Origin of the sequence: Limisphaera sp. 4302-co, assembly GCF_049537155.1 — a bacterium.
Classification (GTDB): domain Bacteria; phylum Verrucomicrobiota; class Verrucomicrobiia; order Limisphaerales; family Limisphaeraceae; genus Limisphaera.
On sequence record NZ_JBMVQZ010000001.1, the window covers coordinates 100,088 to 116,782 of the forward strand.

General features: G+C 66.1%; 10 protein-coding genes. 8 read left to right on the forward strand and 2 right to left on the reverse strand.

Translation table 11 applies throughout. The features are described from left to right. Positions 1-167: 167 nt before the first annotated feature. The 6 genes from ACPDIX_RS00315 to ACPDIX_RS00340 all read left to right on the forward strand — a co-directional run bounded on the left by ACPDIX_RS00315 (position 168) and on the right by ACPDIX_RS00340 (position 7,220). Entirely contained in the window at positions 168-683 is a 516-nt protein-coding gene (locus ACPDIX_RS00315) for a DUF2071 domain-containing protein (protein WP_423429768.1), read from the forward strand. A gap of 33 nt (positions 684-716) precedes the next feature. Beyond that, entirely contained in the window at positions 717-920 is a 204-nt protein-coding gene (locus tag ACPDIX_RS00320) for a hypothetical protein (RefSeq protein ID WP_423429769.1), read from the forward strand. 743 nt (positions 921-1,663) lie between these two features. Next, entirely contained in the window at positions 1,664-3,433 is a 1,770-nt protein-coding gene (locus tag ACPDIX_RS00325) for a hypothetical protein (RefSeq protein ID WP_423429770.1), read from the forward strand. Between the two features lie 1,298 nt (positions 3,434-4,731). Beyond that, complete coding sequence (locus ACPDIX_RS00330) at positions 4,732-4,905, forward strand: DUF5989 family protein (RefSeq protein WP_423429771.1); 174 nt, start codon at positions 4,732-4,734, stop codon at positions 4,903-4,905. Between the two features lie 58 nt (positions 4,906-4,963). Then, positions 4,964-6,814: a carbamoyltransferase gene (locus ACPDIX_RS00335; RefSeq protein WP_423429772.1), complete on the forward strand. Its 1,851-nt coding sequence runs from the start codon at positions 4,964-4,966 to the stop codon at positions 6,812-6,814. A gap of 4 nt (positions 6,815-6,818) precedes the next feature. Next, positions 6,819-7,220 (forward strand): hypothetical protein, encoded by a 402-nt coding sequence (locus tag ACPDIX_RS00340; protein ID WP_423429773.1) that lies wholly within the window; start codon positions 6,819-6,821, stop codon positions 7,218-7,220. A gap of 46 nt (positions 7,221-7,266) precedes the next feature. Here ACPDIX_RS00340 and ACPDIX_RS00345 read toward each other — a convergent pair whose 3' ends face one another. After that, positions 7,267-8,664, reverse strand: coding sequence for an alpha/beta hydrolase (locus ACPDIX_RS00345; protein WP_423429774.1), 1,398 nt, complete (start codon positions 8,662-8,664; stop codon positions 7,267-7,269). A 585-nt stretch (positions 8,665-9,249) separates the two neighbouring features. Here ACPDIX_RS00345 and ACPDIX_RS00350 point away from each other — a divergent pair. Beyond that, positions 9,250-11,355: a hypothetical protein gene (locus ACPDIX_RS00350; protein ID WP_423429775.1), complete on the forward strand. Its 2,106-nt coding sequence runs from the start codon at positions 9,250-9,252 to the stop codon at positions 11,353-11,355. A gap of 187 nt (positions 11,356-11,542) precedes the next feature. Next, positions 11,543-12,982: a CCA tRNA nucleotidyltransferase gene (locus ACPDIX_RS00355; RefSeq protein ID WP_423429776.1), complete on the forward strand. Its 1,440-nt coding sequence runs from the start codon at positions 11,543-11,545 to the stop codon at positions 12,980-12,982. On the opposite strand, the gene ACPDIX_RS00360 is transcribed toward ACPDIX_RS00355, so the two are convergent. Then, positions 12,921-16,493: a putative Ig domain-containing protein gene (locus ACPDIX_RS00360; RefSeq protein WP_423429777.1), complete on the reverse strand. Its 3,573-nt coding sequence runs from the start codon at positions 16,491-16,493 to the stop codon at positions 12,921-12,923. The two genes, ACPDIX_RS00355 and ACPDIX_RS00360, sit on opposite strands and share 62 nt — an antisense overlap. Between the last annotated feature and the right edge of the window lie 202 nt (positions 16,494-16,695).

Here is a 16,695-nt window from a genome sequence, read left to right on the forward strand (position 1 = left end):
TGCGGATCGGGAGGAACCTGTCGGACCGGCCTGCGTGCCACACGACGCACGGGGCCGGATGCGGCGCTCGATCGGTTGGGCAGTGACCGCTTGCTCGGGCATGTGGGGGTCTACTGGCCGAGTGGCGGTTGCTGGTGTAGAGTGGGGCGTTGCCGGGTGGAAGTGCCATGAGAATGCCGGTTGTGCACGGTGTGATGGATCGCCGGAGCCTGGTGAATTACCACGTGGATCCGGACGCGCTGGGGTCACTGTTGCCCGCTCCCTTCCGGCCCAAGATCATTCGTGGATTCGCGATGGTGGGGATCTGTCTGATCCGGCTCCGGCATCTCCGCCCCATCGGTCTGCCGTGGTGGCTCGGCGTCTCGTCCGAGAATGCCGCGCATCGCGCGGCCGTCGAATGGGACGAGCACGGGACGGTTCGTGAGGGTGTGTATGTCTGGCGGCGTGACACCAATTCGCGGCTCCATTGCCTGGCTGGTGGCCGGGTCTTTCCCGGCATCCACCACCATGCACGGTTCGTGGTCCGGGAGACAGCGGGCCGTTATGCCGTGGTCCTGTGCAGCGACGACGGCGAGACCCGGCTGACGGTGCGTGCACGACGGACGAACAGGTTGCCGCCATCGTCCGTGTTCGAATCCTCTGCGGAAGCCTCGGCCTTTTTCCAGGGCGGTTCGGTCGGGTAGTCGGCGACATCGGAACCCTCCCGTTTTCACGGGGTGGAACTGCATTGCTTCCACTGGGCGGTCGAACCGCTGGAGGTTGAGGAGGTGCAGTCCAGCTTTTTCGAGAACGAGTCGCTGTTTCCCCGGGGCTCCATCGGCTTCGATTGTGCCCTGCTGATGCGGGGCATCGAGCATGCATGGCACGCGAGGTCGGATCTGTGCTGTTCCGAGGCGGCAACGGCCGGAGCGGGCGCCTGACCGGCCGGGCGCTGCCAGGGCCGGGACTCCGCGTGGGCCATCTCCCGGTTGACCGGGCCTGCATCGGGGTGGTTGGCCGCATGTACGGAATGATGTCCGCGTCCCCTTGGGGCCGATTACCTGGATCGAGGGTCGCGGGCGGGTTGTTTAAGAAGGGCTGCATGTTTCGGCCCCGGCGGTACGCCGGGGTTGGTACCTCGTTTGGGGCGGTGCAGACGCCTGCTCGGCGGACATCTCTCTATGCGCGGAAGCTTTGATGATGGGCGCGGCGGTGCTCCGAACGGAACGTGGCGCGGCCGGTCCATCCGCTCGATTCGAAGACTTTTCAATGGAGGCGGTTTGACCACGCGGTGTCTGCCTGTCGGGGCCAGTGTCAACGGACTCTTTCCCGGCACGATCTTGGATGGCCCTGCCCGGGCGGCTTTCAGAGGGATGGGTTCGTGTGGCGTCCGCGCGACAAAAGGGCTGGGCGGAAAGTTGTTGACGGGGCAGAAAGAACGACTACAAGAGGCCTGACGACGCACATTAGCATTCATACTGTCCGGCGAGGTGCGGTTCCTCCCATCTTTCCGCTCGGTGTGAAGGCAGCCGGATGGGTGTGGACATACGCGTGTGACAGCGATGTGCGGCTGCCGCTCTGAACGGTATGTCAGAGTTGCTTGTTCCGGGCGTGCCGCGGACTTGCCACCGGCAGGGGGTCCGTGGGCGAAACGGGTGCCGGCCGGGAGGCCGTCGAGAAGCAAATGAGCCCGCGGTTCAGGGTGTTGTGGGCGGTGTGGTGCGGAGCCGTCCTCCAAACTGCTGCCCAGGTTGCGCAGACCTACTCCATCACCGACGTCACAGGCTGGTCCGACAACCAACTGGCCGCACTTCCGTGGTTTGCCCACTGGATTCCGCTTCAACCTCCCGGCGCGCCCGCCGGCTTCAGCCCCGCGGCCCGCAATGGTTCGGGCATGGTGGCCGGCGACCGGCCCGGCTTTTACCCCATCCCGAGCCAGGGCGTTTACGTCCAGAGCGGCACGAACATCCTCATCCCTGCCTGGGGTGGCCACTCGTGGAGTTACTGGAGCTGCGACGGTGAGGACTGCCATTACTACTGGGGCCGCGTCGAGCACAGCCCCGCCATGGATGTCAACGCGCTCGGTCTCATTGCCGGCCACGCCACCATCGAGACCCCGCACAACAGCAACCCTTTCGATTACATCGAGCACGCCTACCTCTTCGACCCGGTCACCGGATTGAAGACCGACCTCACGCCCGACGGCACGGGCTACGCCCGCGCCTTTCGCCTCAACGACCTCGGCGTCGTCATCGGTAATTACTCAGGGCCGTCGAACTTCTTCGCCTTCCGGCGCGAGGCCGACGGGACGATGCATCATTTCCTGCATCCGGCAGCCACCGTGCAACCGATGGTAGTCAACAACGCCGGATTGGTTGCCGGCATCCACACCACGTACACTGTTTCGAACCGCATCGTCATGCCCTGGATCGCCAGCAACACCACCGTGATGACGCCCATCCCGCTGCCGTCCCAGGGCAATCCGGACACCTGTAACTTCACCGACTTGAACAACCACGGTCTTCTCGTCGGCTGGGCCAACAAATTGGCCACACCTTACGAAACCACCGCCATTCGCTGGTTCGCTGATGCCAACGGCAACTGGGTGGCGCAAGACCTCAACGAGGTTGTGGACCCGGGCGAGTACATCCTGGACCGCGTCATCGCCGCCAACGACGCCGGACACCTCATCGTGGCGGCGCATCTGGACACACCGCAACAAGAGCCGCGCACGCTGCTGCTCACGCCCGATGTCCTCCCGCCGCCCACGGTCGTCACCCTGCCGCCCGCCAGGCTCATGCCCACCAGCGCCGTATTGCGCGCCCAGGTCAACGCCTGCGCCCTGACCACCACTGCCGCTTTTCACTGGGGAATCGCCGGGCTCTACACCGCCACCAACCCCGCCGCCGGTGCCGCGCTCACCGGCACGGCGCCCGTCATCGTGACCTGCCTGCTGACGAACCTTCAGCCCCACACCACCTACCACTGCCGCGTCAGCGCCCAAAACAGCCAGGGCACAACCCTCGGCCAGGACGTCACGTTCACCACGCCCTACGACTACGCCAGTTGGGCTGCGGAACAATTCGGCGCATCGTCCACGAACGAAACCCTCGGCGGGCCGTTGGCCGATCCGGACGGCGACGGCTGGAACAACACCACCGAGTTCGCGCTCGGCCTCGACCCGCGCCGTCCTGATGGAAGCGTGTTCCCATTCCGTGACGAACTCGGCCGGCTCACACTCACTCTCACCCATCCGCTGGACCGAGCCGGAGTCGTCCTCGCCTTTGCCTCGGCAACCAACTTGGCCGGCCCGTGGCAGAGCGGACCGGGCGCGACCGCGCTGGTGAATCTCGCTCGAAACGGCAACTTGGAAACCCTGACCCTCCGCACCGATTTCTCCGGCACGCAGCCGCGGCAGTTCCTGCGTGTGACCGTACAAGCCGCACAACCATGAAACATTCAACCTGCCAAGCCATGCTCCGTTCGACGCTTGCCGTTGCGCGCTGCGCAGCACGGCCGTCGAACGGAGGCGGTCGGTGAGCGCCTCCGCCACAGCCGGCCGGGCGGCTGTCTGCGGGCGGCCCGAAGCCGTCAGCACGGCACCATTCCGCCGGGCCCTTCGTGCCCTTACAGCCACACAGTCCTCGAGCACGGCTGCCCTCCGCCCTGCTCGTCAGGTGCGGGTTTTTCCCGGCGCTGATGGTGTTCCTTCAGCCCGCCCGCGCTGTCACCAATGTCGTGTTTGACCTTACCCAGACCACCCACCTGGTCGCGACCAACCTCAGTTCGGACACTGTCGAAACGGTCGGCGATCGGCTCACCTCGGCTGCGACAAACTCTTCACCGCAAGGGCGGGGTTGACCCATCCCATCGGCCGAACCCTCTGCGTCGACGTGCCCGACGGCCTGGCAGCCCAAGCCCTCGTCCCGCCCACAACACCCACCGGGTCCCATCGCTTGTTCAAACCGTGAAGGTCCCGAAATCCCAAAGAAAACCACCGAACGAGACCAGATCCATGAAAACTCAACCATCGATCAGACCGGAGACGCTCTTCCTCGTCCTGATGGCTTGCATGGGCCAAGGCGCTACTGCTCATGCCCGGGGCACCACCTTCACCTGCCAGGGCCGGCTGGACAGCGGCGGGAGCCCGGCCAACGGAAGTTTTGATTTCCAGTTCGCCCTCCACGACGCGGCGAGCGGCGGCAACCAGTGGGGGCCGACGCTGACCAACACCGCCGTGGCCGTCAGCAACGGCCTGTGCGCGATGTCGCCCGACTTCGGCAGATGGGTGTTCGAGGGCAGCGCGCACCGACTGGAAACCCTGGCCATGCGCACCGAGTTTCGTGGCACGCTGCCGCGGCGGTTCCAATTGCGGGAGTCACCCTGGCTGGACGCGGGCGCGGTGGTTTCCGAGCAAACGCGCCGGCTGACTGGGGGTCGGATGATCGGGCTGATCATCCACCAGCCGCATGGCAAGGGCGCTTTAAGGGGGGAGGCTGGGGTGGAACGGGCTGCTGGTGGGGCTTTTGGGGATGGCTGCTTGCGGACCGGGGAGCCAACCGGCCGGACGGCCGCCTCCGGCCGGGCTTGCGACGCCGGGACATGCGGTTTTCCGGCGCGCCGGGGTTCAGCAGGGGTTTTTGACCGGAGCGCCCGGCGCTCTCGGCCCCCTGTGGCCCACATGGATGAAATAGCCCTGGTTCGTACGCGGGCGGGCGCGTTTGGCGGTTGTCACGGGCGGGGGCCGGGCCTATGTTGGCGCGCGGCGCAGGCATGTGGTCGGTGTTGAAAGAGTTCTGGGCGTTTGCGCGGCGGGAGAAAAAGTGGTGGTTGATCCCGCTGGTGGTGGTGTTGCTGGTGCTGGGTGCGGTGTTGATCTTCACGTCGAGCGGCGGGATCGTGTGGGCGTTGTATCCCTTCATGTGACGCGGAGGCGGAAAGCACGTCGTCCGGCGTGGGCCGGGTGCGCGAGACATCCCTCATGGTGAAGGCGCGACCTCGCTACATTCTCGGCATCTCCGCCTACTACCATGACGCGGCGGCGGCGTTGCTGTGTGAGGGACGAATCGTGGCCGCCGCACAGGAGGAGCGGTTCAGCCGGAAGAAACACGATCCGGATTTTCCCCGCGGGGCGATCGCGTACTGCCTGCGGGAGGCCGGGATCGGGGAGGCGGATCTGGACCTGGTGGTGTTCTATGACAAGCCGGTTTTGAAGTTCGCCCGGCTGCTCGAGACGTATCTGGCGGTGGCACCGGGCGGGTGGCGGACGTTTCCGGCGGTGCTGTCGAACTGGCTGGGTGAAAAGCTGGATCTGCGGCGGACGATCCGGCGCGCGTTGCCGGGTCTGCGGCAGGAGACGCCGATCTGGTTCACCGGGCATCATCAGTCGCATGCGGCCAGTGCCTTCTATCCCTCGCCGTTTCGGGAGGCGGCGATTCTGACGGTGGATGGCGTGGGCGAATGGGCGACCACGACCATTGGTGTGGGGCGCGGCCGGCGGATCGAGCTGTGGGAAGAGCTGCGGTTTCCGCATTCACTGGGGTTGTTGTACTCGGCATTCACCGCCTACTGCGGGTTTCGGATCAATTCGGGTGAGTACAAGCTGATGGGGCTGGCGCCGTACGGGCAGCCGCGCTTCGTGGAGGTGATCCTTCGGGAGTTGATGGATCTGAAGGCGGACGGCTCGTTCCGGCTGAATCTGGAGTACTTCGACTTCCTGCGGGGCACGACGATGACGAACGAGCGGTTCCACCGGTTGTTCGGTGGACCGCCGCGGACGCCCGAGGGACCGATCGAGCCGCGGCACATGGACGTGGCGCGGTCGGTTCAGGCGGTGACCGAGGAGGTGATGCTGCGGTTGGCGCGGCGGGTGCGGGAGCGGACGGGGCAGCGTTGTTTGTGCATGGCGGGCGGGGTGGCACTGAACTGTGTGGCCAACGGGCGGATCCTGCGGGAATCGGGGTTCGAGCGGTTGTGGGTGCAACCGGCTGCGGGCGATGCGGGTGGCGCCCTGGGCGCGGCGTTGCAGGCGTGGCACGAGTGTCAGGGCGATCGTTGGCTGGACCGCGAGGCGGGGGCGGGTGGAGACGGCGGTGAAACGGACGCGATGGAGGGGGCGTTGCTTGGGCCGGCTTTTACGGATGAGGAGATCGAGGCGGTCCTGCGGGCGCATGGCGCGGTGTACCGGCGGTACGATCGTGAAACGCTCCTGGATGTCACGGTGGATCATCTGCGGCGGGAGAGGGTGGTGGGATGGTTCCAGGGGCGGATGGAGTTCGGGCCGCGGGCGTTGGGGAACCGGTCGATCCTGGGCGATCCGAGGTCGCCGCGGATGCAGTCGGTGATGAACCTGAAGGTGAAGTTCCGGGAGTCGTTCCGGCCCTTTGCACCTGCGGTGCGGCGGCAGCGCGTGTCGGAGTTTTTCGAATTGGATTGTGAATCTCCGTACATGCTGTTGGTGGCGCCGATCCGGCCGGAATGGCGGTTGCCGGTTCCGGAGGGGCTGACGGGTCTGGATCTGTTGAAGGCGGAGCGGTCGGTGTTGCCGGCGGTCACACACGTGGACGGGTCGGCGCGGATCCAGACCGTGGACGCCCGGCGGTTCCCGTTGTTTGATGCGCTGTTGGAACGGTGGGAACGTGCGACGGGCTGTCCGGTGCTGGTGAACACGTCGTTCAACGTGCGTGGCGAACCGATCGTTTGCACGCCGGACGATGCGTATCGGTGTTTTGTGAACACGGAGATGGACACGCTGGTGATCGGCAGCTTCGTGCTGGAGCGGTCCGAACAACCGAAACGGCGGGTGGAACGGCGGGGCACGCTCGTGCCGGATTGAGGGTATGCGTCTGGAGTATCGCGAAGATCCACGGGAATGGCGCCGGCTGGCGCTGGCCAGTTTGGGCGGGCCGGTATTGCTGGCGGGCTTTTGCTGGTGGCGCGGTTGGATCGGCTGGCCGGTGGTTCTGGCGGTGGCGCTGTCTGTCGGTTTGCTGGCGGCCGGCGTGTGGACACGGCCGGAATGGTTCCGCGGGTATTACCGGGCGCTGGTATGGACGAGTTTTCACCTGGCGCGCCTGTTGGGGTTTGCGGTTCTGATGGTGATCTTTTGGCTGATGGTGGTGCCGATGGGACTGGTGCTCCGGTGCTTCGGGTGGGACCCGTTGTGGTTGCGACGGGCCCCTGATGCGGACTCGTACTGGCAGAAATCGCCTCCGCCGACCGGTTTGGACCGTCTGTTTTGATTGCGGGCCGCGGCTGCCGGGACGCCGTTCCCGGCGGGGCGGGCGCTCAGCGGCGCAGGGTTTCGAACCATTGGAGAGCCTGCAGCAGGGATGGGTAGGCGCAGGTGGCGTGGGTGCCTCCGGGCAGGGGTTCGACCAGCTGCACGTGAGTGGCGCCCTGTTGATGGAAAGACGCGAGGGCCGATTGAGCGTTGGCGATGGTGACGTCCGTGTCGCCGGAGCAGTGATACAGGCGCATGGGCCGCGTGGGGCGCCAGCGATGGACATCGTTTTCTTTCAGTGCTTGGCGCAGGGGATGGTCGCGTTCGTTGCGAAAGGCCTCCAGAACGGCCGGCTGAAGGATGAGCAGGGGGTTGGAGGGCATGAGGGCGTTGATGGACCCGCCGCTCACATGACCGTGGAACAGCGGTGGCAGGAGTGTGTTGTAGGGCGGCGCCAGCAGATCAGCCAGCGAGTTGGTGAGGTGGTAGACCGATTGATAGGCGGCCAGGAGATAGGCGAAGTAATAGGGATTGGGTTGGGGTCGGCCGGTGAGGAAGTCGTCGGCGGTGGCGCCGGAGAGGTCGTAGGCGCCGGCCATGGGTGCCGAGGCGGTGAGGTCGAATTCCCCGAGGTGGAACCGTTCGATTTCCCGGGCCAGGGCCATGGTGGCGTGGCCGCCCTGGGAATAACCGGCGAGGAAGACCTGTCCGTTCAACGGAACGCCGAGCCGGGCGCACCAGGACCGCGCGGCGCGGAGGGCGTCGAGACAGGCGGTCGCTTCCGAGCGGGCGTGGTGATAGGGGTGAAGGCCCGGGGAATCGCCCAAGCCGAGGTAGTCGGGCAGAACGGTGGCATAGCCCTGCGAAGCGAACACCACGCCGATGCCGAGTTCACCAGTGACGTCGGTGGCTGATGGGGCGTCGTTGGTGCGAAGGATCGTGCCGTGTTGATAACTCAGGAGGGGCCAGGGCCCCGGCCCGTTGGGCAGGACGAACGCGGCCGAGGCATGCGTGGGCTCGCCCCAGGGCCCGATGGTTTCATACTCCAGCTTGTAAACCTGCACGGCGTGCGCGGGGACGAGGTTCACACCTGCCAGGGCAAGGAGGAGGGCGATCTGGAAGGTGGAAAAGTTGGTTCGATACGTGGCTTCGAGCAGGTGGCCCCGCTGCACCGGCGGCAGGGCGAGCACGCGGTAGAACCGGGCGGGCGCGTGGAGGTCCGGATCCGTCCAAGAGGGCGAGGCGATGGGCCAGTCTTCCGGCGTGGAGGGTAGAAGCCAGAGACCGCCCCGGAGGCGGTCGCGTGCCTGGAGGGTGTAGACGTGGTTTGTGCCCGGATCGGTCCACCGAAGCTGCAGTCCCCTGGTCGCGCGAACGGGTGGGACGAGTTCGACCTGTGCCGGCAGGCGGATCGTACCGGTGAACAGCAGGATGGCCGTTCCGAGGGTTGCGCCGTGCGACATGGATCCTTTGCCGGGCTTCATGAGACCGAGTTTGGCCGGAGTGGTGCTTTTGACAAGGACGGATCCGGTTCATGGGAACTTTCACGCGGCAGCAGCGGGTGCGGAAGGACAGCGAAGGTAGGCCTCCGAACGGAGGGCGATCGGGATCCGGCCTCCGACCGACCGGCAGGACGGTACGGCGCTGCCGGGCCGCCCGAATCGTCCGTGGGACCGATGGGTGCCTGAATTTGAGGGTACGATGCACAAACGAGGGCTTGGGCGGGGCGGCGTTCGCGGGCATGGTGGAAGGGAGTGTTGGAGGACGGCGCAGACCGGGCTGGCGGCGGCGGATCGGTCGGGCGCCGCATCCACACGGACAAAGTGGAAGCGAGGGTTTTTCCAAGAGCCATGGATCCGGCGGTGTCGAAGCGGTCAATGAGAAGAGGCCCGGGAGGGCAACTGCCCGGGTGGGATGTCCCGGCCCCGTGCGGTCGTGCGGAGATGAAGAGGGTCGCGACCAAGGCTGGGTTTTTTCGTGCGCCCGGGTGGTGTGCGGGCCATGGGAAGTGGGCGCCGGTTTTGTATGCGTTGGCGTTGTCGGGCTGGGTGAGTGCGGTTTGGGCGCAGCCGGCGTTTCCGGGTGCGGTGGGTGCCGGTGCGGGTGCGCGGGGCGGGCACGGCGGTGACGTGTACTATGTGACGAACCTGGCCGATTATGTAAGTTCCAACGATCCGCGGCGGTTCGGCACACTCCGCCACGGCATTGCCTCCGCCACCGGGCCGCGCACCATCGTATTCGCCGTTTCGGGCACGATTACGCTGAGCAACGATCTGCCGGTGAACAAGAGTTATCTGACCATTGCGGGGCAGACGGCGCCCGGCGAGGGGATCAGCTTGCGGCGGCGGTCACTGGTGATCCGGGATGCGCGCGACGTGGTGGTGCGGTACCTGCGCATCCGGCCGGGTGACATGGACCCCACGTTTCAAGGTGATGCAGTTTCGGTCTTGCGGGCGACCAATGTGGTCCTGGACCATCTTTCGGCCTCATGGAGCGTAGACGAGTGTTTGTCGGTGACGCATTCGACGCAGGTGACGGTTCAGAACTGCTGGATCACGGAGAGTTTGAACATTTCGCAGCATGACAAGGGCGTGCACGGGTACGGTTCCTTGCTGCGGTACGGGGCCGGGGTGCTCAGTTTTCACGGCAATCTGTACGCGCATCACAACAGTCGGAATCCGCGGCTGGGCGACCGGCTGCGGTTGGAGTTCGTCAACAATGTCATCTACAACTGGGGCAGCCGGGCCGGTTATTCGGGTGCGGATTACGGCGACAACCCGGGTGGGTTTACCAACTGGCTGGGGTACGCGGGTAACGTGCTGGTCGCGGGACCGTCCACGCGCACGCCGACCACGGCGTTTCAGGGTGGGGACACGAACACCTGGATCTTTCAATCGGGCAACTGGCTGGATGCCAATCGGAACGGCCGGCTGGACGGGTCGGACACCGGCTGGGGAATGTTCGGTGGGGCGTACACCCGGCTCAACGAGTGGCCCTGGCCGTGGGAGGTGCCGGTGTCGGACCCCGGAGCCGCCTTCCTCCGGGTGGTGACGCGTGGGGGCGCATCGCTGGTCCGCGACGCGGTGGACCTGCGGATCCTGTGGACGCTGCGGGAGCAGGGCGGACGACTCGTGGACGCGGTGGGGGAACCGACGCAGGCCGGGGACTATGAGGTGCGCAACGTGGACGGAACGGACCTGGTGTTCGTGCGGGGCTGGCCGGATTTGCAGGGAGGCGAGGCCCCTGTGGACACCGACCGCGACGGGATGCCGGACTTTTGGGAGTTGGCCATGGGTCTGAATCCCATGGACGCGCGCGATCGAAACCTGGCCGGTCCGGAGGGTTACACGGCCCTGGAAGATTACCTGAACTGGCGGGCCGGCTGGCACCGGGTTTGTCCTCGCAATGGCTCCATCGAGATTGACCTCGACGAGCTGGTGCAGGGCTGGCCGGGCCTGAGTTATCAGGTGGAGAGCGGGACGAACGGATCGGTGGAGCTTCTGGAGGGTGGACACAGGGTGCGTTTCGTGGCGGCGCACGGCTACAGCGGCCTGGCAAGTTTTGGTGTGACAGTGTCGGATCCGGTCAGCGGCTGGACGGTGGGGCCCGAGACGGTGGCCGTTTTGGTCAGTGTGACCAACGCGCCGAATCATCCTCCGGTTTGGGAGGATGTGCCGGTGCAGGAGATCCTGGCCGGAGGCATGTTGGTGCTGGCGTTGCGGGCAAGCGATGCGGATTTGCCGGCACAGCGGTTGCGGTTCGCACTCGTGGGGGAGACCTGGGGCGCCAGCGTGGAACCGGACTCGGGCCTGTTGCGGTGGCGCGCACCGGTCGCTTTGGGAGGCACCACGGTGGAGCTTGCGGCGGTGGTGACCGACGACGGCGAACCGTCACTTTCCTCCACGCAGATGGTGAAGGTGGTGGTGCAACCTGTACCCCGGCCAACTTTGCGTTTCGTGCGCGACACGGATGGCGGCTGGCTTTTGAGCATCCAGGGCGTGTCCGGCCCGGATTATCTGCTGCAGGTATCCGAGGATCTCAAGAGCTGGCGCGACGTCACCTGGACGAACCCGGTGGCGTGGCCGTGGATATGGAGGGAGACGGATGCCACGCCGGCGCCGGCCCGTTTTTATCGGGTTCGGCTGGGTCCGTAGGCAACCGGCCGGGGCAAAAGGGGGTTACGTCCCGGGCGCGGGACGACGCGGGCCACCGGGGCGACGGCGGGAGACCCAGCCCGGCGGAGTCGGGGATTCCGGCCGGGAGCGGGCCGGGCGGTGGCCGGCTGTGAGGTGGATGGGCGGCTCGACTTGGGGGTCGGTACTGCGGCAAGGTGGGGGGGCGATGGAACCCGGCCTGCGTGAAGTGGCCTTTCGGATTGTGGCGCGCCTGCAGAAGGCGGGGCACGAGGCTTTCTGGGTGGGTGGATGTGTGCGGGACATGCTGTTGGGGAAGGAACCGCAGGACTATGACGTCGCCACGTCGGCCCGCCCGGAGGAGGTGGAACGGCTGTTCCCGCGGACGGTGGCGGTGGGAAAGTCCTTCGGCGTGGTGCGGGTGATCGAGGGCAGGTGGACGATCGAGGTGGCCACGTTCCGTGCGGAGGCGGGGTACGCCGACGGGCGGCATCCTTCCGATGTGCGCTTTGCGGATGCGCGTGCGGATGCGTGGCGCCGGGATTTCACGATCAACGGCCTGTTTTATGATCCGGTCAGGGGCGAGCTCCATGACTGGGTCGGGGGTCGTGCGGATCTGGAGGGGCGGTTGATTCGGACGATCGGTCCGCCGGAGCAGCGGTTTGCCGAGGACCATCTTCGGATGCTGCGGGCGGTGCGGTTTGCGGCGGAGTTGGATTTCGCGATCGAGGCACGGACGCTGGCGGCCATTCGACAACACGCGCGGTTGCTGGAACGGATCAGTGCCGAACGGGTACGGGACGAGCTGTTGAAGTTGTTTGCACCGCCGCATGCCGCCCGGGGGTTGCGCCTGCTGCGGGAGAGCGGGCTGTTGGAGGTTGTCCTGCCCGAGGTGGCGGCATTCGAGATGTGCGAGCAATCGCCGGACTACCATCCCGAGGGGACGGTCTCGGAGCACGTGGTGCGGATGCTGGAGCAGATGCCACCGGATGCCGATCGTCTGCTGCCGTGGGCGGTGCTTCTCCATGACGTGGGCAAGCCGGTGACCGCCAGCCGGGAGGCGGAGACGGGTCGGATCCGGTTTTTTGACCATGAGAAGGTGGGCGAGGAAATGACGCGTCGGATCCTGGAACGGCTCCGTTTTCCGCGCAAAGACATCGAGACGCTGGCGTTCGTGGTGCGGCACCACATGCAATTCAAGGACGTGCCGCAGATGCGAAAGTCCACACTACGCCGAATGCTGCTGCGTCCGACCTTCCCGCTGGAGCTGGAGCTGCACCGGTTGGACTGTCTGGGTTCTCACGGCCGGTTGGAGATTTACGATCTCCTGGTGAAGGAACGGGCGGCTTTGGAAAGCCGGCCGGAGCTGGTGCCGCCCCTGCTGACGGGGCGGGATTTGCTGGCCCTCGGGATGCGGCCGGGACCGGCATTGGGCCGGTTGCTGGCCGAAGTGCGCGAGAAACAGTTGGCCGAGGAACTCACCACGCGTGAGCAGGCGCTGGCGTGGGTGCGAAACAGGATGGCGCCGGCCGGGGCCGAATCCGGCCCGGCCACCGCCGGCACACCCGCGCACGGGGATACTTCGGTTACCACACCCGGACCCGGTAAAACGCCCGCTGGAGGGTCCAAGGGGGCTGCGGATCCGTGACAATCAAGACGCCGCCGGTGCCGGGTAGATCCGGCCCAATGGCCTCCCAGGATTGCAGGTCGGTGGACCGCTCCACCCGGTACGTCCGGCGGGTGGAAGTGGGGAAGGCCACCTGGTTGAACGTGCTCCAGGGGATGGCCGGCAGGAACGTCAGCACCAGGCGCGACCCGGGATCGCGGGGATCCGTATCGGCGCGGTATTCCTGCCACGTGGGCACGCCGTCTTGATCGGGGTCACTCGTTTCAGCTGCAGCCAGATCGCCGGTGAAACCGTGTTGTTCGAGCCAGGGCCCCGGCGTGCCGAAAGGCAGGGGCGGGAAGACACGGACGAATTCGTTGGTGTTCTCGATGGTCCAGCGCTGGGGACCGGTGTAGATGGTGTTGTCCGCTTCGATTTGGGCAAAGGCATTGGAGAGGGTGTCCAGATCGCGGAAGGTGAACAGCAGCAGGCTACCGAAGGCTCCGTAGGGCAGGCTGGTCATCGGATCCTCGGGATCGGGACTCTGGAGCAGCACGACGCGCGTGCCGTCGGCCTCGTTGGTTTCGCTGAGCGACCATCCGTGGAGCAGTTCGCCCGGGGCATCGGAGAGCAACCGGACCTCGCAGGGCCAGTTGGCGCGGTAACGCAGCTGGATGCGGCGGATGAACCTCGGGATGTAACGGGCACGAAGCGCCAGGGCTGCGTTGCCGTGCCGATCGTCCGGCACCAGCCGGAGCAGTCCGAGAGTGACGTCACCGGCGTAATCGGCGGGGTTGTACCAGCCGATGATGTAATTGGTGACGAGTGGATAGTTGGTGGTTGGCGGTTCGGAGTTGGTGTCGATGATCGGGTCATCGAAGTTGGTCCAGACCGGGTTGGTGGGCGAATAGGCGATGAGATCCTGGTAGTGCACCTCGAAAGAGGGCATGAAGGCGTTGTCGCCGCGACGCAGGGTGGCCCACCGGAGGACGTACTGCCCGGCGACGTCCTGGGTGAGTTGACCGAGCTGGGCGGCCAGGTCCGCGGACGTCTGCGCCTGCACGAGCCGTCCGGAGGTGGCGGTGGTCAGGGCCTGGAGCGGTTGCGCGTCGAGCTCGACGCCGAACCCGACTCCGTAGATGCGGATGTTGGCGTTGGTGGCGGCATTGACGAGGTCTTCGATGGTGGTGGTGCTGGATTCGTCCCGCCCGTCGGAGACGAAGACGATGTAATGTTGTTCATCGGCGTTGGAGGAGCCGAGCATGTTGATGGCCGTACTCAGGGCATCCCAGACACGCGATCCGGCGGGGAACCCCCGGACATGATTCGTCCAGATCCCGGCAATGGCCGTCTGCACGGCCGGTACGTCGGCGCTGAGATCCTGCACGATCACGGGGTCCTGATCTTCCCGGTGAAACTCCACCACACCCACCTGGGAGCCTGCGGGCAACCGGGAGACAAAGTCCTGTGCCGCGGTGACCATGGATTCAACGGCGTCGGAGATCCCGTTGGTGTTGCTGTCGCCGTTGACCAGTGACGCCACGCTCCAACTGAAGTCGAGCACCAGCACAGCCTTGATGAGTTTGCCGACACCGGCCCCCGGCGAAAGTAACCAGGCGGTTTCATTGGTGCTGATGGGGCGGTCGTTCTCCCTGGCCACCACCAGCAGGTTGGCCGGGTTGACGACCACCGGGCGCGCCACGGCCGGGTCGTCGCTGTCGTACAGGGAAAACTGAAAGTCCAGCAGGTAGGGCGCGGTATAGGTGTAGGTGACGTTGGCGATGGTGAGGTTGGTCAAGGGCCGCGGGGCGATGCTGAACCGGACGGTGGCGCGGGCTTCACCCCATTCGTTGGCGGCGAGCAGGACCACATCGAACTCGCCCGCCTGCGCAGGTGTGCCGCTGATGATGCCGGTGTTGCGGTCCACCGCCAGCCCGGCCGGCAGATTCCGAGCATCGTACCGGGTGGGCGTCTCGCTCGCGACGATGGCGAACAGGAGAGGGACATCCTCGACACCCTGGACAGTTGGAGGGGCGTTGATCACGGGCACGGAAGGATCCACCTGCAGTTGGAGGATTGCAGAGGCAAACGTGCAGATGTTGCTGGCGGCCAGGAGGACGGAAAATGCGCCCGCCTGTGTGGGGACGCCGGAAATCACGCCGTTGGTGGTGTCCAGCGTCAGTCCGGGCGGCAGCCCCCACGCCGCGAAGGCCAGAGGCGAATGCTCTGCACGGATGGTGGAGAGGAACGGCTGTCCCTGTTTGGCGCGGGCCGATTGAGGGCCGGTGATCGTGGGCGGGTCCACTTGGACGCGGACGGTGGCGACGCGGCTGGTGACCGCGCCAAACTCGCTGGAGACGACCAGGGTGTACGAACCGGCGAGATCCGGCGTGGCGACGGGGAAGGCGAGGATCGGCCGGGTTGCCTCCGGCAGGGGAATGCCCTCGAAAAACCACTGATAGCTGAGGCTCCCGCTCCCCGCTGCAGCTCCGGACAGTTCAAACGGGTCTCCGCAACTGACGGTGACGTCGGCCGGTTCGGAGGTGATCCAGGGCGGCAGGGGGCGCACCCGCAATTCGGCGGGTGGACTGACGGCCCTTCCCAGGTTGTTGGAGACCTGCACGGTGTAGAGGCCTGCGTGATTGGTGTCGGCCTCCGGGATCACGAGCATGGCCGCGGTCTGGCCGTCCAGCGGGACACCGTCTTTGAACCATTGATAGCCGAGTGGCTGCAACCCCACAGCCTTGACATACAACCTGGCTGTGCTGCCGAGGACGACATCCCGTTTCCGGGGTGGCACGGTGATGACGGGTCGGCCGTCTCCGATGATGGCCAGGCTGTGGTATCCACCGCCGGATATGCCGATGACGTTTGTCAGGCCGGGTGGGGGTGTGCTCTGACCGAAGTCGTTGCGGCCCCAGGCCACCACGGTGCCGTCGGCTCGGAGGGCCAGACTGTGGGAGCTGCCGGCCGCGATGGCGACCACGTTGGAAAGACCGGCCGGTACGACGGACTGGCCATGGTCGTTGGCGCCCCAGGCGACGACCGTCCCGTCGCCGCGCAGGGCAAGATTGTGATGGTCCCCGGCTGCGACCGCGATGACCTCGTTCAGGTTGAGCGGCAGGACGAGTTTGTCGCCTGTGTTGTCGCCCCAGACGGCGACCATGCTGTTCGGCAGCAACGCCAAAGTGTGTCCGCGACCGGCGGCCACGGCCACCACGTCGGCAAGGGAGGGTGGCGGTTGCGGTGCCTCACCCCAGGTCACGAGCGTGCCGTCCTGCCGAACGGCGGCAGCGTGGGCATACCCGGCGGCAAGGGCGCTGACGCCTGTCAAGCCGTCCGGCACAGCAGTGGGCGGGCCGCTTCCCCAAGCCTTCACCGTGCCATTGTCCAGGAGTGCGAGCGTGTAACTCGCATTGGCAGCCAGGGCATGCACAGGGCCGAGCGACGGCGGCACATTCGTTTCTCCCAGGAGGTTCCATCCCCACGCGACGACCTTCCCGTTCGCGCGCAGGGCCACACTGTGCAGGCTGCCGCCTGCCACAGCCGTCACGTCACTCAAACCCGCAGGCGGCAGGCTTTGACCCTCAAGGTTCCGTCCCCAGGACCTTATGATTCCTGTGGCACCGTCTGCTTGCGAATGCAGCAGCGCAACGACGACGAAAATGACCGCGAAAACTCGATGTTGGAGCCGGCAAACCACGCCACAGCAGTGGTTGAGAACTGGAAAAGGGGTTTGCATATGCCTCCCAGGC